Genomic DNA, 20,543 nt, shown 5'->3' on the forward strand with positions numbered 1-20,543 from the left:
TCGGAGCGTCGGGGGTCGAGTCGTCGCTCAGAGATGTCGGTAGACGTCCTCGAGCCCCAGGCCCTTCGAGATCATGATGACCTGCAGGTGGTACAGCAGCTGCGAGATCTCTTCCGCCGTGGCATCCGTCGACTCGTACTCGGCGGCCATCCACACCTCGGCAGCCTCTTCGACGATCTTCTTGCCGATGTAGTGCACTCCGGCATCGAGCTCGGCGACGGTACCCGATCCCTCGGGCCGCTCGACCGCTTTCGCGGAGAGCTCGGCGAACAGCTCGTCGAACGTCTTCACCATGCCAGGGTAGCGGGCGTGACGGATGCCTCGGTCCCCCGTGACGCGCAGGACCCCGCTCAGCGGGGTGCGTGGTGGTGCGCCGCGAGTGCGCGGAGGGCGGTGATCGCGGCATCCGGGTCGTCCGCCCCGAAGACGGCGGAACCCGCGACGAACGTGTCGGCGCCCGCCTCGGCGGCCCGCTCGATGGTCGCGGCCGAGATGCCGCCGTCGACCTGCAGCCACACCGCCGACCCCCGGCGTCGCGCCTCGGCGGCGAGGGCGGAGAGCTTCGGCATCGTCTCGGGCATGAACGACTGGCCGCCGAAGCCGGGCTCGACGGTCATGACGAGCACCTGGTCGAACTCGTCGAGGTGCTCGAAGAGGGGCTCGACCGGCGTGCCGGGCTTGACGGCGACGCCCGCGCGAGCGCCGATCGCCCGCAGCCGGCGGGCGAGGGCCACGGGATCGGCCGACGCCTCGACGTGGAAGGTGACCGATGCCGCGCCGAGCTCGGCGTAGCCCGGCGCCCAGCGCTCGGGGTCGTCGATCATGAGGTGCACATCGAGCGGGACGGGACTCGTCGCCTGGATGCGCTCGACCATCTGCGGCCCGAAGGTCAGGTTCGGGACGAAGTGGTTGTCCATGACGTCGACGTGCACGAAGTCGGCGGCGTCGATGCGCGCGAGCTCGGCCTGCATGTTGACGAAGTCGGCGGCGAGGATGCTCGGGTTGATGCGGACGCCGGGCTCTTCGTCAGGCTGCATCCGTCCATTATGGTCGAGCCGCGCAGCGGGGCCGAGTCGCCGGAGCCGCCTTACGGGCCGCCGTAGCCGCCGTCGCGGCCGCGCCGCCCGAGCGGGCTTGCCGCCGATGCCGATCCCATGCGGCAGACGCCGCGCGGCTCCCTGCTATCGGCGGCGCAGGAGCGAGATCGACATGGCATCGGTGTTGTGCCGGTGCGGCCACAGCTGCGCGCGCAGGGAGCCGTCGGCCTGCTCGGGCAGGCGCGGGTCGGTCGCGGCGATCGCGGTCACGACCGCGCGCGCGTCGAGCTCCTCGATCGAGGAGCCGAACGAGCGGCGCACCTCGGCGACGACGCCCGACGTCTCGGCGAGATGCGGCGAACAGGTCACGTAGGCGACGATCCCGCCGGGCTTGAGGGCGACGATCGCGGCGCTCAGCAGCTCGGTCTGCAGCTCCGTGAGCGACGGCACGTCGGACGGCGACTTGCGCCACCGCGCCTCGGGGCGGCGGCGCAGGGCGCCGAGTCCCGTGCACGGAGCGTCGACGAGGATGCGGTCGTAGACGCCCGGGCTCTCCGCCGCACGCACCCGGCCGTCGGCCTCCGACACCGGCACCTCGAGCGGAACCCCTTCGACCGCACGGCGGACGAGCCCCGCGCGCGCCGGAGAGACCTCGTTGGCCTCGAGGAGGGCGCCGCCGGCGAGCGCCTCCGCCGCGAGGACGGCCGTCTTGCCGCCGGGACCGGCGCAGAGGTCGAGCCACCGCTCCCCCGGCCGGACGGGCTCCGCGCGGGTGAGAGCGAGCGCCGCGAGCTGCGAGCCTTCGTCCTGCACGCGCACACGGCCGTCGGAGCCCCTCACGAGCGACTCCGGGTCGCCGCCGCCGAGCCGGAAGCCCAGCGGCGAGTACGGCGTGCGGCGGGCGTCCTCGGGGATCTCGCCGAGCCCGGGCAGCGCCGCCATCGTGACGCGCGGCGAGGCGTTGTCGGCGGTGAGGAGCGCTTCGAGCTCCTCCGCGCGTCCTTCGGCCGCCAGGGCGCGGCGGAAGGCGCGGACGATCCAGACCGGATGGGAGTAGGCGAGCCCGAGGCGCTCGTCGTCGGAGCGCGCGGAATCCTCGACCCGCGTCATCCAGTCCCCCGGAGTGTCGCGCGAGATCCGCCGCAGCACCGCGTTGACGAACCCCGCGGCTCCGCGCCCGGCTCGCCGTGCGAGCTCGACCGACTCGTTGACGGCCGCGTGCGAGGCGACCCGGGTCGACAGCAGCTGATGCACCCCGAGGCGCAGCGCATCGAGCACCGCCGGGTCGATCTCGTGCACGGGGCGATCGGCGGCGATCGCGATGACGGCGTCGTAGGTTCCCTGGCGGCGGAGCGTGCCGTAGGTCAGCTCGGTCGCGAGGGCCGCGTCGGCCGTCGTGAGTCCCGCCCGCTGGATCGAGGTCGGGAGAAGGAGGTTCGCGTAGGCGTCGGACTCGTTGACCGCCCGCAGCACGTCGTAGGCGACGCGGCGCGGCGCGCTCGCCGTCACGACGCGACCACCGTTCCGTCGATGCGCAGGCCGCGCCACCAGTCGGGCGCGCTCATGGCCCCCTTGCCCGCAGGCTGCACGCGCTCGAGCACGATGGGGTCGCTCCCCGTGCCCGCGACGACGGCCCTGCCCGCGAGGCCGATCTCGCCGGGGGCGAGCCGGGCGACGGATGCCTCGGCCTCCCCCGCCTCGAGGATCTTCAGACGCGCGTCGCCGAGCGCCGTGTGCGCACCCGGCTCGGGCGTCACGCCGCGGATGCGGGCGAGCACGGCGGCGCGGTCATCGGTCCACCGGATGCGCCCGTCGTCGAGGGTGAGCTTCGGGGCGAGGGTCGGCTCGCCCTCCTGCGGGATGGCGTGGGCCGTGCCGCCCGCGATCGAGTCGACGACATCGGCGAGCAGGTCGGCCCCGTTGACCGCGAGCGCGGCGAGCAGGTCGCCCGCCGTCGCGCGCGGCGGGATGAGGAAGCGCTCCTGCGCGAACACGTCGCCGGCGTCGAGCTCGGGGACGAGCTGGAAGACGGCGACGCCGGTCTCGGCATCCCCCGCCATCACCGCCCGCTGCACGGGCGCGGCCCCTCGCCAGCGGGGAAGCAGCGAGAAGTGCAGGTTGATCCAGCCGTGGTCGGGCAGCGACAGGAGCGGCTCGCGCACGAGCCCGCCGTAGGCGACGATGACGCCGAGCTGCGGCTCGAGGGCGCGGATCGCCTCGGTCGCGGCGTCGTCGAGGCGATCGGTCTTGATCGTCTCGATGCCGAGCTCGTCGGCCGCCTGCGCGACGGCCGACGGCGTCAGGACGCGCTTGCGGCCGAGCGGCGCGTCGGAGCGGGTGACGACCGCGACGATGTCGTGATCGGATGCCGCGAGCCGCCGCAGCGACGGGACGGCAGCCTCGGGCGTGCCGGCGAAGACCAGGCGCATCAGGCTCCTCACAGATCGAGGTCGGGAACGTCGACCCGCACTCTGAGTGTATTGCGGGCCCCGGGGGTCCTCCCCTTGGCCGCCTTGCGCGCGCGCAGCGCATCGGCGATGACGGACGAGCGCAGGCTCTCGGCGACGCGGCCGCCGAGGCCGTAGTCGAACCGCACGAGGGCGCGGGCGGCTCCGTCGTCGCGTGTCACGGGCCCGAGGATGTCGTCGTCGGCGAAGGCCGGCAGTGCCTCGCGGAGCGCCTCGAGCGCCGTCCAGACCGACTTCGGCGGCCCGTCGACGGCGGCGACGCGCACGACCGGCGGCATGCGCAGCGGCGCGCGGTCGGCGAGCTCGGCGCGGGCGTAGGCGGCGGGGGTCCAGGTGGCCAGGGCCCGGGCGACGGGGCCGGCGACGCCGACGAGGTGCACCGGAGCCCCGGGCGCCGCGAGCGCCGCGGCGTTCATCCACCAGCGGAGGGCCGACTCGCCGATGCGGAGGTCGTCGGCCAGCAACATGCGCTCGCCGTCGAGGAGGATGATCGCGCGGTACCCGCCCTCGGGGATCGGCTCGGCGCCGCGGGTCGCGACGACGAGCGCGGGGCGCGCGTCGACGCGCGCGACGGGGTGCTCCCCGTCGGCGATGATGACGCGGGTGTTCGGGAACGCACGGCCGAGCTCGTCGGCGGTGCGCTCGCTGCCCGCCGACGCCATGCGCACGCGCGTCGACTCGCAGTGCGGGCACGTCCACCCGTTCGCGGCGCGTCCGCACCAGGAGCACTCCGGCACGGCTCCGGGGCGCTGCGCGTGAAGCGGTCCCGAGCAGTGGGCGCACCGCGCGGGACGCCGGCAGTCGGCGCACACCAGGACGGGCGCGTACCCGGGCCTGGCGACCTGCACGAGCACGGGGCCGGCCGCGAGCGCCTCGCGGGCGGCGGCGAAGGCGGCCGACGGTACGCGCGCTCCGCGCGACTCCCCCTCCCGGGTCGCGCTCAGCACGGTGCGCGGAATGCCCCGGCGGCGCGGCGGCACGTCGTCGACCCACCCGACGCCGACGAGGCGCTCGACGTCGGTCGTGCGCGTGTGGCCCGCGAAGAGCAGGGCGCACTCGTCGAGCTCCTGCCGGATGAGCGCCGCATCGCGGGCGTGCACGCCGGGCGACAGCGGCTCGGCCAGGAGCGGATCGCCGTCGTCCCATACGGCGAGGAGGCCCAGCTCGTGCGCGGGCGCGTAGACGGCCGAGCGCTGCCCGATCACGATGCACGGCACGGCATCGAGCGTGCGCAGGAACGAGGCGTAGCGGGCCGGCGAGGCCTGGCGGGCGTCGTGACGGATGACGGCGCCCTCGGGTGCGCGTCCCGCGAGCGCCGTCTCGAGCTGCGCCTGGTCGCGGTGGTCGGGCACGACGAGGATCGCACTCCGGCCGCCTGCGAGGGTGCGCACGGCCGCGGCGGCGAGGAGCTCGGCCCACGCTCCGACCCAGACCGGCGGGCCCGCGGCATCCGGAACCGTCACGAGATGCGCGGGAGCCTCGACCGCGAGCCGGCGCCCTTCGTCGATGCCGTCCGCGAGCCCGGGAAAGGCGCCGAGCGCCGTGTCTGCCCACGCGCTGTCTGCCACGACCGGGCGGTCGGGGGTCGGCGCCGCGAGCCACGCCTTCTCGGCGCGCACCATGCGCTTGGGGATCGCGAGACGGAGGATGTCGGATGCCGAGCCCGCCGCCCGATCGGCGGCGCGCCGGGCGAGCGCGTAGAGCCCCGGGGTGAGCACCTCGACGGGTGACACGACGGCGTCGAGCTCGGACAGCGGCCGATCGCCGGGCTCTTCGAGGACGCGCTCGACGAGGAACCCGTCGACGACGCGGCCCGCGCTGCGCAGCGGCACGCGCACCCGCACGCCGGGCTTCGCGTCGGCGTCGAGGTGCGGCGGAACGGCGTAGTCGAACAGCCGGTCGAGCTGTGGGAGGGGCGAGTCGAGGAGCACCCTCGCCACGGCCCGCGCGGTCACGTCGGCGACCCGCAGGAAGGCCCGCTCATTTCAGAGCCCGGCAGCCGCGCGGAGCTCCTCGACCCGGTCGGTGCGCTCCCATGTGAAGTCGGGCAGCTCGCGGCCGAAGTGGCCGTACGCCGCCGTCTGGGCGTAGATCGGCCGCAGCAGGTCGAGGTCGTCGATGATCGCCTTGGGGCGCAGGTCGAAGACGCTGCGGATCGCCCGCGTGATGACGTCGTCGGGCACGTGGCCTGTGCCGAACGACTCGACGTAGAGGCCGACGGGCTTGGCCTTGCCGATCGCGTACGCGACCTGCACCTCGAGGCGGTCGGCGAGCCCCGCGGCGACGGCGTTCTTGGCGACCCAGCGCATGGCGTAGGCGGCCGAGCGGTCGACCTTCGACGGGTCTTTGCCGCTGAACGCACCGCCGCCGTGTCGCGCGGCACCGCCGTACGTGTCGATGATGATCTTGCGGCCAGTGAGCCCCGCATCGCCCTTGGGGCCGCCGGTCACGAACGGGCCGGCGGGGTTGATGTAGTACTTCACGTCGGGCAGGTCGAGACCCGTCTGCGCGAGGACGGGGTCGATCACTTCGGCGCGCACGAGCTCGCGCAGCTCGCTCTGAGAGATGTCGGGGTGGTGCTGCGTGGAGAGCACGACGGACTCGACGGTCTTGGGCACGTCGCCGTCGTAGCCGAGGGTGACCTGCGTCTTGCCGTCGGGTCGGAGGAAGGCCAGCGCCCCGCTCCGGCGCGACTCGGCGAGGCGCTCGGCGATGCGATGCGCCGTCCAGATGGCCATCGGCATGAGCTGCGGCGTCTCGCGCGTCGCGTAGCCGAACATGATGCCCTGATCGCCCGCGCCCTGCAGGTCGTGCGGGTCTTCCGACCCGTCCTCACGGCGCTCGAACGCCTTGTTGACGCCCGCCGCGATGTCGGAGGACTGCGCGCCGATCGAGACGCTCACGCCGCACGAGTCGCCGTCGAACCCCGTCTCGCTCGACGTGTAGCCGATGCGGTTGACGACGTCGCGGACGATCGCGGGGATCTCGACGTAGGCGCGGGTCGAAACCTCGCCGGCGACGTGCACGAGGCCCGTCGTGACGAGGGTCTCGACGGCGACGCGGCCGGCGGGATCGGCGGCGAGGATCGCGTCGAGGATGCTGTCGGAGATCTGGTCGCAGATCTTGTCGGGGTGCCCCTCGGTGACGGACTCGGAGGTGAACAGGCGCAGCTCGGTCATCGCAGCTCCAGGATCGTGGCGGAGTCGGGTGCGGGCACGCACCAATTCTGCTGGCTACCGCCGACAGCGCGACGAATCGCGCCGTGCGGCGTAACCTGCGCGCAAAGTCCTACTCGGCGCGGCGGAGGCGGAGCTTGTCCTCGTGGATCTCGTGGAGGGCGATCGTGAGCGGCTTGTCTTCGACGGTCGAGTCGACGAGCGGCCCCACGTTGTCGAACAGGTTGCCCTCGTGCAGGTCAGAGTAGTAGTCGTTGATCTGACGCGCGCGCTTGGATGCGTAGATGACGAGCTGGTACTTCGAGTCGACCTTGTCGAGCAGGTCGTCGATGGGCGGGTCGATGATGCCCTGGGTGTGTCCGGCCATGGGGGAACCTCCTGGTTCGCAGACGGATGTGGTGGAAGACGCTCGGCGTCGGCAGACGCCCAAACAGACAGTCTACCGCGTGAGCGCGACGACCTCTTCGGCGGCCCGGCATCCGCTCATCCGTGAGTCGAGTATCGGGGGACGAGTCGAGGCTCCCCCGGCCTCGACTCGCACCCGAATGCTCGACTCGCACCCGAATGCTCGCCTACGCGGGGCGGATGCTGCGACGATCGTCGAGCGCCGCCGCGAGCATCGGGTCGATGGGACGGATGCGGCGGAGCCCCGCAGCTCGCAGGATCGCGTCGAGGCGGCCGGGCGTCACGACATCCGCCCACTCCCATCGCGCGACGTCGCGCACGACGCGCCGGATCTCGATCTCCCGACGCCGCTCGGCATGCACGGCATCGTCGGTCCGGACGCCCTCGCCGAAGTACTTCCCACGGCCGTCGGCCTCGCCGACGACCCTCTCCGATCGCCAGAGGAAGTCCACTCGGGCACGGCCCGACGAAAGGCTGATATCGACCTGGAGCTCGGGGTCGGGATATCCGAGGTGCGCGATGACGACGCGGCTCAAGCTCTCGAGCACCGATTCGGATCGGCCGTCGGCGAGATCCAGCACCGCGGACGCCCGCGCCCTCCCGCGCCGATCCGTCTGGCGCTCCAGCCTGTCTCGGAGCACCTCGACCGAGACGCCGCGCCGGACCGCGGCATCCGCCACGGCCACGGCCAGCGCGATGGGCAGCACCCGGAGGAGGGCCAGGACCGTGTCCTCCACCGAGGTCAGCCGGACCCCTTCCACCCTGACGATGTCCGCTTCTGCCGTGCGGAGGTGGCGGATGACGTCGCCGCTGCGATAGCCGCGACTTCCGGTGGGCGCCAGCACGTGGATGTGCGCCGGCTCGCCGAAGATCGGCAGACCGTGAAGCACCGCCGCTGATTCGAGGGCGAAGACGGGATCCGACAGGGCGTGGCTCGCCGCTTCCACGCGGAGCCGATAGCGCTCCCATGGAGGGATGCCGCGCCACCACGCGGCATCCACCCGCACTCCCCTCCGCACCGCGATGCCGCCGCCGCTGCGTCCCCGGTGCGCGCGATCGGTGAAGACCAGTCCGCCGTCCGCCGTCCCACTCATCCGGCGACGTTCGCACGCCCCCGCGCCGCACGCCCGCGCGCCCGGCTCCGCCGTGCAGTCTCCCCCGCACCGCCCGTCTGTGGAGGACCCGGCGCCCCCACCCCCGCGCCACCCGCGTTCCCCGCCCCCGGGCGAGGCGAGCCTGAGGGGGCGAGTCGAGCCTGAGGGGGCGAGTCGAGGCTCCCCCGACCCTGCCTCGAACCCCAGGCCTCGACTCACGCCGGAGCGCGACGCACGGAGTTACCGCGTGAGCGCGACGACCTCTTCGGCCGCCCGGTCCACGTCGTCGTTGACGACGCGGAAGTCGAACTCGCCCTGTGCCGCGAGCTCGACCTTCGCGGTGCGCAGGCGCCGTGTGCGCTCTTCGGCCCCCTCGGTGCCGCGGCCCACGAGGCGCTGCACGAGCTCGTCCCAGCTCGGCGGGAGCAGGAACACGAGCATCGCGCTCGGCTCGGCGTCGCGCACCTGGCGCGCCCCCTGCAGATCGATCTCGAGCAGGACGGTCTTCCCCTCGGCGAGGGCCGCCTCGATGGGCGCGCGGGGCGTGCCATAGCGGAAGCGGTTGTGCACGGTGGCGTGCTCGAGCAGCTCGCCGTCTGCGACCAGGCGATCGAACTCGGCGTCGTCGACGAAGTAGTAGTGGCGGCCCTCGACCTCGCCGGGGCGGGGCGCGCGCGTCGTCGCCGAGACCGACAGATGGATCTCGGGATGCTGCTGCGCGATGTGCGCCGCGACCGTGCCCTTGCCGACTGCGGTGGGCCCCGCGAGCACGACCAGGCGGCTGCGGCCGTCGCGCGGCTGCAGCTCGGGCCAGCGCTCGTCGAGGAACGCCGAGATTGCGCGCCGCTGGCGGGCGCCGAGGCCCCCCAGGCGCTTGACGGGTGAGATGCCGAGGCGCTCCAGGATGCGGTCGCGCTTGCCCTCGCCGATCGCCGGGATGCTCGTGAGGAACTCGGTCACGCGCATCGTTCCGGCCGGTGATGCGGGGTCGTCGAAGGCGCGGCGCAGCAGCTCCTGCGGCGTGATGACGCGCATCGTGACGTCCTTCTTGAGCGATGCGCGGGCACGGCGGGCGGCGACGGCGCGGCGGGAGGCCGCGACGCGGTCGACCTCGGGCGGGTGTTGGGCGTCAGGCACGAACCCTCCCGGCGTAGAGCGCCGCGCGCTCCTGGATGCGCGCCGCGAGGGCCGCGGGACCTGCCGACAGGATGCTGCGGCTCTCGCTCGCGACGACGTTCGGGGCGAGAGCGCCGAACAGGCGCGGCAGGTCTGCGGGCTCGGCGCCCTGCGCGCCGAAGCCCGGCGCGAGGATCGGCGCGCCGCGGAGCACCTCGTCGGTCAGGCCGAATTCGTGGCGGTCGACCGTCGCGCCGATCACCAGGCCGATGGGGCCCGTCCCGCCCCCGAAGGCGGCCGACCCGTTGACCCAGGCGATGTCGCGGGCCACCCGGGCGGCGACCGTCTCGCCGTCGGCGGACGCGACATCCGCCGTCTGCGCGGTCTGCACCGCCGCCGCCTCGGGGTTGCTCGTCGCGGCGAGGACGAAGACGCCCTTGCCGCCGCGGGCCGCGAGGCTCAGCGTGGAGCGCAGCGACCCGACGCCGAGGTAAGGGCTCACTGTGACGGCGTCGGCCTCGAGGGGCGACCCGGCCGCGAGCCACGCCTCGGCGTATCCGTCCATCGTCGTGCCGATGTCGCCGCGCTTGGCGTCGGCGATCACGACGAGTCCGGCCGCGCGACCGGCGGCGAGCACCTCCTCGAGGGCGGCGAAGCCGGCCGCGCCGAAGCGCTCGAAGAAGGCCACCTGGGGCTTCACGACACCCACGCGCCCGGCCGCGGCCTCGACCGTGCGCAGGCCGAATTCGCGGACGCCGGCGGCCGAGGCATCCAGTCCCCACTCGGCGAGGAGGTGCGCATGCGGATCGATCCCGACGCAGAGCGGTCCGAACTCGGCGAGGGCGGCGGTCAGGCGATCGCCGAAGCCCTCCGTCCGCTCGGCGCCGTCGAGGCCAGGGCGGGTCATCGCAGGCGCTCCGCCCGGTCTATCGCGTACTCCTGGAGGCTCTTCACCGCGAAGCCCTGGCGCAGCACCGGCAGCGCGCTGACGGCGGCGCCGAGCACCGCCATGGTCGTGAACAGCGCCTTGTCGGCGGCGACCGCCGCCGCGCGGATCTCGTACCCGTCGGCCCGGGCCGTCCCGCCGCTGGGCGTGTTCACGATCATGTCGATCTTGCCCGCGTTGATGAGGTCGACGATGTTCGTCTCCCCCGAGTCGTGCGTCTCGGAGTACTTGCTCACGACCTCGACGGCGATGCCGTTGCGGGCGAGGATCTCGGCGGTGCCCTCGGTCGCGACGAGGTCGAAGCCGAGCTCCTGCAGGCGGTGGGCCGGCAGGATCACGGCGCGCTTGTCGTCGTCGGCGACCGAGATGAACACGGTCCCCGACAGCGGCATGCCGCCGTACGCGGCCTCCTGGCTCTTGGCGAACGCGGTCGGGAAGTCGCGGTCGATGCCCATGACCTCGCCCGTCGAGCGCATCTCGGGACCGAGCACGGAGTCGACCATGAGGCCGTCGCGCGTGCGGAAGCGCTTGAACGGCAGCACCGCCTCCTTGACGGCGACCGGGGCGTCGAGCGGGACGCGCGAGCCGTCGACCTCGGGCAGGAGACCCTCGGTCTTGAGCTCTGCGATCGTGGCGCCGGCCATGATGCGGGCCGCGGCCTTGGCCAGCGGCATGCCGAGCGCCTTCGACACGAAGGGCACCGTCCGCGAGGCGCGGGGATTGGCCTCGATGACGTAGAGCACGCCCGCGCTGACGGCGAACTGCACGTTGAGCAGGCCCCGCACGCCGACGCCCTCGGCGATCGCGCGCGTCGCTTCGCGCACCCGGTCGATCACGGTGCGGCCGAGCGAGATGGGCGGGAGCGTGCAGCTGGAGTCGCCGGAGTGGATGCCGGCCTCCTCGAGGTGCTCCATGACGCCGCCGACATACAGCTCGGTGCCGTCGTACAGCGCATCGACGTCGATCTCGACCGCGTCATCGAGGAAGCGGTCGACGAGCAGAGGCATCCCGGGGCCGATGATCGCCTGGTCGGCGATGCGCACGAAGTAGTCGCGGAGGCTCTCGGTGTCGTACACGATCTCCATGCCGCGGCCGCCGAGCACGAAGCTCGGCCGCACGAGCACCGGGTAGCCGATCTCTTCGGCGATCGCGACGGCGCCCGCCTCGTCGATCGCCGTGCCGTTGCGCGGTGCGACCAGGCCCGCGCGGTCGAGGAGGCGGGAGAAGAGCTCGCGCTCCTCGGCGAGGTCGATCGCGGCGGGGCTCGTGCCGAGGATGCGATAGCCCGCGTCCTCGATGCCCTTCGCAAGCCCGAGCGGGGTCTGGCCGCCGAGCTGGCAGATGACCCCGAGGATCTCGCCGGACTGCGCCTCGGCGTGCAGCACCTCGAGGACGTCCTCGAGGGTCAGCGGCTCGAAGTACAGCCGGTCGCTCGTGTCGTAGTCGGTCGAGACGGTCTCGGGGTTGCAGTTGACCATGATGGTCTCGAATCCCGCCGCCGCGAGGGCGAAGGACGCGTGCACGCAGGAGTAGTCGAACTCGACGCCCTGTCCGATGCGGTTCGGACCCGACCCGATGATGACGATCTTGGTGCGGTCCGACGGCATGACCTCGGTCTCGAAGTCGTAGCTGGAGTAGTGGTACGGCGTCAGCGCCGGGAACTCCCCCGCGCACGTGTCGACGGTCTTGAAGACGGGACGGATGCCGAGTCCGTGCCGGACGCCGCGCACCTCCTGCTCCGTGTCGCCGCGCAGCTGCGCGATCTGGGCGTCGCTGAAGCCGTGGTCCTTCGCGACGCGGAGGGTTGCGGCATCCAGCTCCCCCGCCGTGCGTACGAACTCGGCGACCTCGTTGATGAGGGCGATCTGGTCGAGGAACCACGGGTCGATGGCCGTCGCGGCGAAGGCCTGCTCGATCGTCGCGCCCTTGCGCATCGCCTGCTGGAGCACGACGATGCGGCCGTCGGTGGGGGTCTTCGCGATCTCGAGGAGCTCCGAGACGCTGCGCGGCTCATCGCCCCAGTGGAAGCTCGACCCGCGCTTCTCGAGGGAGCGCAGCGCCTTCTGCAGCGCCGTGGCGTAGTTGCGCCCGATCGCCATGGCCTCGCCGACCGACTTCATGGTCGTCGTGAGCGTGACGTCGGCGGCGGGGAACTTCTCGAAGTTGAAGCGCGGCACCTTGACCACGACGTAGTCGAGGGTCGGCTCGAAGCTCGCCGGCGTCGCCTTGGTGATGTCGTTGGGCACCTCGTCGAGGCGGTAGCCGATCGCGAGCTTGGCGGCGAGCTTCGCGATCGGGAAGCCCGTCGCCTTGGACGCGAGGGCCGACGACCGTGACACGCGCGGGTTCATCTCGATGACGATGATGCGGCCGCTCTCGGGGTCGACCGCGAACTGGATGTTGCAGCCGCCGGTGTCCACGCCCACGGCGCGGATGATGTCGATGCCGATGTCGCGCATCTTCTGGTACTCGCGGTCGGTGAGCGTGAGGGCGGGCGCGACCGTGATCGAGTCTCCGGTGTGCACGCCGACGGGGTCGACGTTCTCGATCGAGCACACCACGACGGTGTTGTCGGCGGTGTCGCGCATGAGCTCGAGCTCGTACTCCTTCCACCCGAGGATCGACTCCTCGAGGAGTACCTCGCTCGTCGGCGAGTCGTGCAGGCCCGCCCCGCCGATGCGGCGGAGGTCCTTCTCGTCGTACGCGAAGCCCGAGCCGAGACCGCCCATCGTGAAGGACGGACGCACGACGAGCGGGTAGCCGAGCTTCTCGGCGCCGGCGAGCAGATCCTCCATCGAGTGGCAGATGACGGATGCCGCGACATCCGCCCCCGCATCCAGCACGAGCTGCTTGAAGACCTGGCGGTCCTCGCCCTTGCGAATCGCGTCGACCTTGGCGCCGATGAGCTCGACGCCGTACTTGTCGAGGATGCCGCGGTCGTGGAGGGCGATCGCCGCGTTGAGCGCCGTCTGGCCGCCCAGGGTCGGGAGGATCGCGTCGGGCTTCTCCTTGGCGAGGATCGTCTCGAGCACCTCGGGCGTGATCGGCTCGATGTAGGTCGCGTCGGCGAAGTCGGGGTCGGTCATGATCGTCGCCGGGTTGGGGTTGACGAGGATGACGCGCAGCCCCTCCTCGCGCAGGACGCGGCAGGCCTGGGTTCCGGAGTAGTCGAACTCGGCGGCCTGACCGATGACGATGGGGCCGGAGCCGATGACGAGGACGCTGTGGATGTCGTCGCGCTTAGGCATTGTTCTCCTGGGCCGTGCCGGCGATGGTGGCGAGCACGAGGTCTCGGAAGCGGTCGAAGAGGTAGTTGGCATCGTGCGGGCCGGCGGAGGCCTCGGGGTGGTACTGCACCGAGAAGGCGGGGATGTCGAGGGCCCGCAGCCCCTCCACCACCTGGTCGTTGAGGCCCACGTGGCTCACCTCGATGCGGCCGTAGCCGTGGGGGCTGTCGAACGACCCCTCCAGCGGGGCCTTGACGGCGAACCCGTGGTTGTGCGCCGTGATCTCGACGCGGCCGGTCTGCTTGTCGAGCACGGGCTGGTTGATGCCGCGGTGGCCGAAGGGCAGCTTGTACGTGTCGAGCCCGAGCGCGCGGCCGAGCAGCTGGTTGCCGAAGCAGATGCCGAAGAACGGCAGGCCGTCATCGAGCACGCCGCGCAGCAGCTCGACGTGGTCGCCCGAGGCCGCGGGGTCGCCGGGGCCGTTGGAGTAGAAGACGGCGACGGGGTCGATCGCCCGGATGCCCTCGATCGTGACGTCCTGCGGAAGCACGTGCACCTCGAACCCGCGGGCGGCGAGGTTGTCGATCGTGGCCTGCTTGACGCCGAGGTCGAGAACCGCGAGGTTTCCGATGCGCTCCCCCTGGGCCGGGGTGACCTCGGCGGCGGAGACGGAGACGGATGCCGAGAGGTTCTGTCCCGCCATCTCCGGCGCTTCGCGCACGAGGCGCAGCTGCTCGTCCTCGTCGATCCCGGCCGCCTCGCCCGAGAAGATGCCGCCCCGCATGCTGCCGGCGGAGCGGATGTGGCGGGTGACGGCGCGGGTGTCGATGCCGCTGATGCCCACGACGCCGTCGTTGACGAGGGCATCGTCGAGCGACTGGTCGGCGCGCCAGTTCGACACGACGCGGGAGGGGTCTCGGACGATGTAGCCCGAGACCCAGATGCGGCGCGACTCGGGGTCTTCGCTGTTCATCCCGGTGTTGCCGATGTGGGGGGCGGTCTGCAGGACGATCTGCCCCGCGTAGGAGGGGTCGGTCAGGGTCTCCTGGTAGCCGGTCATGCCGGTCGCGAAGACGACCTCGCCGAGGGTCGTGCCGTGGGCGCCGTAGGCGCGTCCCACGTGGCGGGTGCCGTCCTCGAGGACGAGGACGGCCGGATCGGACGAGAACAGGGTGGTCATGCGTCGTGTCCTGTCGTGGTCGGGGTGAGGATGGCGGCGACGGCGTCCGCGAGAGCGCGGGCCGAGGCATCCTGCGGTCGGAAGTAGGAGTCGACGATCGTGTCGTCGTCGATGCGCCATTCGATGCGGGCGAGGCCGTCGGGCTCGACGACGCGGTCGATCGCGACGGTCGCCTGCGCGACGCCGACGAGGCGCGAGACGGGGAGGAAGACCCGCGGCTGCCCGGTCAGGTCGATCGCGACGCCCGCGTCGGTCACCGTGAGATCGGCCTTCGACCGGAAGCCGAGGCCGGCGATGGCGAGCCGCTCGAGGGGCTCGGCGTGCTTCGTGGTCGCGACGTACAGGCCGGAGAAGACGGCGGTCGAGGCCGCACCCGCGGGGATGTCGCCCCGCGGCGCGGTGAGCCCGCGGTCGCGCCGGACCCGCCGGGACCAGCCCCACACGAGGAGGGCGAGGAGCACGACGGCTACGGCGACCATGACGAGCAGGGCGCCCTGCTGGCTCATGCGCGCACCCCCGGCGTCTCCAGGAGCGCCCCGTCGACGACGGTGGGCACGCCGCGGTTCAGCGTCCAGCGCACCTCTCCCGGCAACTCGCGGCCGAGGTAGGGCGAGTTGACGCTGCGACCGCGGAGGTCGTCGGACGAGAAGGTGCGGACGAGCCTCGGGTCGTAGAAGGTGACGGATGCCGCGTGCCCCTCGCTGAGCGGAGTGCCGTGGCCGCGGAGCCGGCCGATGCGGGCGGGTGTGCGCGACATGACCCGCGCGACGTCGGCCCACACGAGCAGGCCCGTGTCGACCATCGCCTGCTGGACGACCCGCAGCGCGCTCTCCAGGCCCACCATGCCGTTGGCCGCGGCCTGCCACTCGCAGGCCTTCGCCTCGGCGGGGTGCGGGGCGTGGTCGGTCGCGACGATGTCGATCGTGCCGTCGGCGAGGCCCTCGCGCACGGCGAGCACGTCCTCCTCGCGCCGCAGCGGCGGGTTGACCTTGTAGCGCGCGTCGTAGCCGCGCGCGAGCTCGTCCGTGAGCAGCAGGTGGTGGGGCGTGACCTCGGCCGTCACGTCGACCCCGCGGCGCTTGGCCCAGCGGATGATCTCGACCGACCCCGCGGTCGAGAGGTGGCAGACGTGCAGGCGCGAGCCCACGTGCTCGGCCAGGAGGACGTCGCGCGCGATGATCGACTCCTCGGCGACGGCGGGCCAGCCGGTGAGGCCGAGCTCGGCCGAGACGATGCCCTCGTTCATCTGTGCGCCCTCGGTGAGGCGGGGGTCCTGCGCGTGCTGCGCGATGACGCCGTCGAACGCCTTCACGTACTCGAGCGCTCGCCGCATGATGAGCGGGTCCCACACGCAGAAGCCGTCGTCGCTGAAGACGCGGACGCGGGCGCGCGAGTCGGCCATCGCGCCGATCTCGGCGAGACGCTCGCCCTTCTGGCCCACGGTCACCGCGCCGATCGGCTGCACGGTGACGAAGCCGGCGGCCTCGCCGAGGGCGAGCTCCTGTTCGACGACGCCGGCCGTGTCGGCGACGGGCGACGTGTTCGGCATCGCGAACACGGTCGTGTAGCCGCCGGCGGCGGCGGCGCGCGAGCCGGTGAGGATCGTCTCGGATGCCTCGTACCCGGGCTCGCGCAGATGCGTGTGCAGGTCGACGAGGCCGGGGAGGGCGACGAGTCCGTCGACGTCGATCTCGGTGGCGCCGGCGCGGCTGAGGCCCGTGCCCGCTTCGACGATGACGCCGTCGGCGATCACGAGGTCGGCGGCTTCGCCGCCTTCGAGCTGCGCGCCTCGGAAGAGGAAGACCTCGGTCATCTGGTGTCCTCCCTCTCGTCCGTCGCGCCTGCCAGGAGCAGGTAGAGCACCGCCATCCGCACGGACACACCGTTCGTCACCTGCTCGAGCACGGTCGAACGGGGCGAATCGGCGGCGTCGGCGGAGATCTCCAGGCCACGGTTCATCGGGCCGGGGTGCATGACCATGCTACCGGTCCCGAGGGCCGCCAACCGCGTCGCGTCGAGACCCCACCGGCGGGAATACTCCCGTTCAGTCGGGAAATATGCGGCATTCATGCGTTCCAGCTGGATGCGCAGCATCATGAGGGCGTCGCATCCGTCGGCGATGGCCTCGTCGAGGTCGTACAGCACGCGGACCGGCCACGCCGAGACATCCTGCGGCACGAGGGTCGGGGGCGCGACGAGCGTGACGTCCGCGCCCAGCGTGTCGAGCAGCCAGACATTCGAGCGCGCGACGCGGGAGTGGAGGATGTCGCCCACGATCGTGACGCGGAGTCCTGCGAGGTCGCGGCCGCGGCTGTCGTCGCCGAACGTGCGCTTGCGCATCGTGAATGCGTCCAGGAGCGCCTGCGTGGGGTGCTCGTGCGTGCCGTCGCCGGCGTTGACGACGCCGGCGGTGATCCAGCCGCTCGTCGCGAGGGTGCGGGGTGCGCCGGAGGCACCGTGACGGATGACCACGGCATCCGCCCCCATCGCCTGCAGCGTCTGGGCGGTGTCCTGCAGCGACTCCCCCTTCGAGACGCTGGAGCCCTTCGCCGAGAAGTTGAGGACGTCGGCGCTCAGGCGCTTCGCCGCGGCCTCGAACGAGATCCGCGTGCGCGTGGAGTCCTCGAAGAAGAGGTTGACCACCGTCTTGCCGCGGAGGGTCGGCAGCTTCTTGATCTCGCGGCGCTGCGTGTCGGCCATGTCTTCGGCGACGTCGAGGATGCGCAGCGCCTCCTCGCGGCCGAGGGTCTTGGTGTCGAGGAGGTGCCTCATGACTCGATCGTCACCTCTTCCAGGCCGTCGATCTCGGCCAGCCGCACGTTGACGCGCTCCTCGCGGGCGCTCGGCAGGTTCTTCCCGACGAAGTCCGGACGGATGGGGAGCTCGCGGTGGCCGCGGTCGACGAGCGTCGCCAGGCGCACGGCGGCGGGCCGGCCGATGTGCTGCAGGGCGTCGAGCGCGGCGCGGATGCTGCGGCCCGAGAACAGCACGTCGTCGACGAGGACGACGGTCTTGCCGTCGATCCCGCCCGGCGGGATCTGCGTCGGCTGAGGCGCCCTCGTCGGGTTGCGGTGGAGGTCGTCGCGGTACATCGTGACGTCGAGCGACCCGACCGGCACGGGAAGCCCGCCGAAATCGGACACGAGCGCCGCTACGCGGTTGGCGAGGGTGACTCCTCGAGTGGGGATGCCGAGGATGACCAGATTCTCGGGGCCTTTGTTGGACTCGAGGATCTCGTGAGAGATCCGAGTCAGTGCCCGGGCGATGTCGGCCTCGTGCAGCACGGTGCGCGTGCTCATCCGCCGCTCCCTTCTCCGCCTCACAGGACGGGGTTAAAGGTTGCTGTGGTGTTCGCGTCAGTCTATCGGATGCCTCGCCCCCTGCCCCGCGTCGCCGCGCCGCCGCGGCCACGGCCGTGCCCACCCTCAGCTCGTCGAGACAGGGGATTCTCGTCGAAACCGGGGCGAATACCCCTTGGTTCGACGAGAATCCCTTGTTTCGCCGGGCGTGGCTGGCCGATCGGGCACGGCCTTGATGGCCGGACGGGGCGGTTCTACCCTGAGAGCGACGCCGACGACTGCTGCTTCTCGCCCTCCGCTCGACCAGGAGGCATCACATGTCGCTCTTCTTCTCGCGGCACCTGCGGCTGTTCAGCGCGCTCGCCGCGGCCGTCTGGGTCGTCGTGCTGATCGTGAGCATCTTCGCACTGGTGACCTCGACGCTGGCCTTCGACGACGCGGCATACTACTCGATGTCGGCGCTGATCGGCGGCGCCATCCTGTGCACGACGGCGGCGCTGGTCGGCGTGCAGGCTCGCGCGTCGGCGCTCACCGACGAACCCGTGCGCGGCGCAGGGCTCCTCGGAGTGGGGGCCGCAGCCCTCGCCACCGTCTTCGTCTTCGCCATCCCCGCCTGGGTCGCGCTCTTCCTCTGGGCGATCGGGGGAACCGTCGTCCGCTCCCGCGATACCGACCTCACCTCACCGCGCATGCGCCTCGCGGTGCTGGTCGGCGTCGGCGTGTGCGCGCTGGCGATCCCCGTCACCGGGTTCCTCGCCCTCACCGGCGATGTCCTCGGCGCCGCGCTGTGGGGCACGCTCGCCGTCCTGAGCGCCGTGCTCATCGGGTGGCACATAGAGCTCGCCGCGCGGGCGGTCCGCACCGCGCCGCCCTCGGCCCCGCGCCGAGACAAGGGAATCACGTCGAAACCAGGGTCATAGACCCCGGTCTCGACCAGAATCCCTTGTCTCGCGGAGAGAGTGCGCGTCAGGCGGCGGGCTGGTCAGCGTCGGCCTCAGCGCCGGCAGCGCCGGCAGCGCCGGCAGCACCGGCAGCGGCGCCAGCGCCGGCGTCGGCGTCAGCGAGGGACGCGCGAATGGGGTGACCCTGGCTCGTCAGGCACCGGCCGCTCGCGAGGTCCCACTTCCAGTCGTGCAGGGAGCAGGTGAGGATGCCGTCCTCGATCTTGCCGGTCTTCGAGAGGTCGGCGCGCAGATGCGGGCAGCGGCGCTGCACCATCCACTCGCCGAGCTGGGCGTCTTCGGTCTGGTCGGTCTGCTCGGAGTACCAGTTCTCGACGTACTCGATCCGGTCGCGCGAGAGGCACTTCAGGAACGTCGTGAGGAACTCGTTGAACTTGCCGCTGCGGCCGACCTCGAACTGCATCGACAGGAAGATCGAGTTCGACCAGTCGATCTCATGATCGGCGATGTTGGTCGACACGAGATCCGCCGGGATCGTGTACCAGTAGATGCACTCCTCGCCGGCGTACTCGCGCACCTTGGCCTTCGGGAAGTCCACGACCATGTCGAGCTCGCCGATGCGGAACCGCACGTTGCCGCCGACGCCGTTGCGGATCGTGCGGGCGCGGCGCAGCAGCGGCTCCCACCACTCCTTGATGGCTGCGAGCATCTCGTCCGGCGCAAGGACGGGGGCACGGGATGCCTCCTCCGCACGCACCTCGTCCTGCCGGGAGTCGCGCTGCTCGGCCAGGTACGCCCACTTGTCGTCGAAGATGCGGTCGATCTGGGCATCCGTGTACAGGGTCTGCGTGACCGACAGCTCACCGTGATTCAGCTCGACGACCGTACCGGGCAGGAACTCGTACCCCTTCTGCTCGGGACGCTGCTGCTTCATGTGCGCCAGGAACTCGCGCTGGTCGGTGAAGATCGAGTCGTGCTCGAGGCCCTGGCCGTTGAAGCGGAACAGCTCCTCGCGCAGGAACATCGGCGGCCCCGCCATCGGGAAGACGTGCTCGGCATCGACCTTCTCGATGTAGTACATCGCGCGCTTGTTCTGCGCATCGCGCTTGAGCTTGGCGAAGTTCTGCTTGGCGTCCTGCGGGAGGTCGTAGACCATCGGCCACCAGATCGCGCCCGACACCTGCGTGAAGTACGCCTCCGGCTTGGAGAAGGACATCAGCTTCTCGAGGTCGAGCGGGTGCGAGTCGTTCTGGTTCAGGATGCTGGCGGTGCCGTCGTCGACCGAGAGCGACGAGTCGCCGATGGGGCCGTCGCTGGGCGCGCGCAGGGGCGTCACCATCACCTTCAGCTCGCCGAACTCGAGCGGCACACCGGCCTGGGTGTAGACGATGTTGTCGTAGCCGAGCTTGCGGAGGTCCTGCTCGAGATCGTCGGTCGGATACTCCGGCAGCAGCACCGTGATGGTCTTCGGCACCACCCGCTCCATGAGCGCGGGGTCGAAGTGGTCACGATGCCGGTGCGAGACGTAGAGGAAGTCGGCCTTGCCGTACTTCTCCCAGTCCAGGCCCCGGTTGTCGGGGAAAGGGAACCACGAACCGAAGAAGGTCGGTCCGATCACGGGATCGCACAGGATGCTTCCGCCCGCCGTCTCGATGAACATGCCGGCGTGGCCGAGGCCCGTGATTCGCATGGT

General features: G+C 71.9%; 18 protein-coding genes. 1 reads left to right on the forward strand and 17 read right to left on the reverse strand.

What is annotated here, in order from left to right; genetic code table 11:
- Positions 1-27: 27 nt before the first annotated feature.
- From ACSBPH_RS00210 to pyrR, 16 genes are all read right to left on the reverse strand, one after another.
- The gene (locus ACSBPH_RS00210; protein WP_243074757.1) at positions 28-291 is read right to left on the reverse strand and encodes a phosphoribosyl-ATP diphosphatase; all 264 of its coding nucleotides are present in this window, start codon (positions 289-291) and stop codon (positions 28-30) included.
- 59 nt (positions 292-350) lie between these two features.
- Positions 351-1,037 (reverse strand): ribulose-phosphate 3-epimerase, encoded by a 687-nt coding sequence (rpe, locus tag ACSBPH_RS00215; protein WP_442575621.1) that lies wholly within the window; start codon positions 1,035-1,037, stop codon positions 351-353.
- Between the two features lie 144 nt (positions 1,038-1,181).
- Positions 1,182-2,546, reverse strand: a complete 1,365-nt coding sequence (locus ACSBPH_RS00220) for an RsmB/NOP family class I SAM-dependent RNA methyltransferase (protein WP_442575622.1) — start codon at positions 2,544-2,546, stop codon at positions 1,182-1,184.
- On the reverse strand, positions 2,543-3,466 hold the full coding sequence (gene fmt / locus ACSBPH_RS00225; RefSeq protein ID WP_442575623.1) for a methionyl-tRNA formyltransferase: 924 nt from the start codon (positions 3,464-3,466) through the stop codon (positions 2,543-2,545). The genes ACSBPH_RS00220 and fmt overlap by 4 nt, the downstream gene beginning before the upstream one ends.
- A gap of 8 nt (positions 3,467-3,474) precedes the next feature.
- Positions 3,475-5,460, reverse strand: coding sequence for a primosomal protein N' (locus tag ACSBPH_RS00230; protein WP_442575624.1), 1,986 nt, complete (start codon positions 5,458-5,460; stop codon positions 3,475-3,477).
- A gap of 30 nt (positions 5,461-5,490) precedes the next feature.
- Positions 5,491-6,684 (reverse strand): methionine adenosyltransferase, encoded by a 1,194-nt coding sequence (gene metK / locus ACSBPH_RS00235; RefSeq protein WP_442575625.1) that lies wholly within the window; start codon positions 6,682-6,684, stop codon positions 5,491-5,493.
- 109 nt (positions 6,685-6,793) lie between these two features.
- Positions 6,794-7,048 carry a DNA-directed RNA polymerase subunit omega gene (gene rpoZ, locus ACSBPH_RS00240; protein ID WP_442575626.1) on the reverse strand — a complete coding sequence of 85 codons (255 nt, stop codon included), beginning with the start codon at positions 7,046-7,048 and terminating at the stop codon, positions 6,794-6,796.
- 205 nt (positions 7,049-7,253) lie between these two features.
- Positions 7,254-8,180, reverse strand: coding sequence for a hypothetical protein (locus ACSBPH_RS00245; protein WP_442575627.1), 927 nt, complete (start codon positions 8,178-8,180; stop codon positions 7,254-7,256).
- Between the two features lie 240 nt (positions 8,181-8,420).
- Positions 8,421-9,317, reverse strand: coding sequence for a guanylate kinase (gene gmk / locus ACSBPH_RS00250; RefSeq protein WP_442575628.1), 897 nt, complete (start codon positions 9,315-9,317; stop codon positions 8,421-8,423).
- Positions 9,310-10,203: an orotidine-5'-phosphate decarboxylase gene (gene pyrF, locus ACSBPH_RS00255; RefSeq protein ID WP_442575629.1), complete on the reverse strand. Its 894-nt coding sequence runs from the start codon at positions 10,201-10,203 to the stop codon at positions 9,310-9,312. The genes gmk and pyrF overlap by 8 nt, the downstream gene beginning before the upstream one ends.
- On the reverse strand, positions 10,200-13,490 hold the full coding sequence (gene carB / locus ACSBPH_RS00260; protein ID WP_442575630.1) for a carbamoyl-phosphate synthase large subunit: 3,291 nt from the start codon (positions 13,488-13,490) through the stop codon (positions 10,200-10,202). The genes pyrF and carB overlap by 4 nt, the downstream gene beginning before the upstream one ends.
- Positions 13,483-14,649, reverse strand: coding sequence for a glutamine-hydrolyzing carbamoyl-phosphate synthase small subunit (gene carA / locus ACSBPH_RS00265; protein ID WP_442575631.1), 1,167 nt, complete (start codon positions 14,647-14,649; stop codon positions 13,483-13,485). The genes carB and carA overlap by 8 nt, the downstream gene beginning before the upstream one ends.
- Entirely contained in the window at positions 14,646-15,155 is a 510-nt protein-coding gene (locus tag ACSBPH_RS00270) for a PH-like domain-containing protein (protein WP_442575632.1), read from the reverse strand. Before ACSBPH_RS00270 ends, carA begins: the two co-directional genes overlap by 4 nt.
- Positions 15,152-16,462: a dihydroorotase gene (locus ACSBPH_RS00275; RefSeq protein ID WP_442575633.1), complete on the reverse strand. Its 1,311-nt coding sequence runs from the start codon at positions 16,460-16,462 to the stop codon at positions 15,152-15,154. Before ACSBPH_RS00275 ends, ACSBPH_RS00270 begins: the two co-directional genes overlap by 4 nt.
- A complete protein-coding gene (locus ACSBPH_RS00280; RefSeq protein WP_442575634.1) occupies positions 16,459-17,421 on the reverse strand; it encodes an aspartate carbamoyltransferase catalytic subunit in 963 nt (320 codons plus the stop codon). Before ACSBPH_RS00280 ends, ACSBPH_RS00275 begins: the two co-directional genes overlap by 4 nt.
- Complete coding sequence (pyrR, locus tag ACSBPH_RS00285; protein ID WP_442575635.1) at positions 17,418-17,948, reverse strand: bifunctional pyr operon transcriptional regulator/uracil phosphoribosyltransferase PyrR; 531 nt, start codon at positions 17,946-17,948, stop codon at positions 17,418-17,420. Before pyrR ends, ACSBPH_RS00280 begins: the two co-directional genes overlap by 4 nt.
- 317 nt (positions 17,949-18,265) lie before the next feature.
- Between pyrR and ACSBPH_RS00290 the strand changes: the two genes are divergently transcribed.
- Entirely contained in the window at positions 18,266-18,868 is a 603-nt protein-coding gene (locus tag ACSBPH_RS00290; protein ID WP_442575636.1) for a hypothetical protein, read from the forward strand.
- Between the two features lie 46 nt (positions 18,869-18,914).
- On the opposite strand, the gene ACSBPH_RS00295 is transcribed toward ACSBPH_RS00290, so the two are convergent.
- On the reverse strand, positions 18,915-20,540 hold the full coding sequence (locus tag ACSBPH_RS00295) for a Rieske 2Fe-2S domain-containing protein (RefSeq protein ID WP_442575637.1): 1,626 nt from the start codon (positions 20,538-20,540) through the stop codon (positions 18,915-18,917).
- Between the last annotated feature and the right edge of the window lie 3 nt (positions 20,541-20,543).

This window comes from Microbacterium sp. F51-2R (genome assembly GCF_052180235.1).
GTDB lineage: Bacteria > Actinomycetota > Actinomycetes > Actinomycetales > Microbacteriaceae > Microbacterium.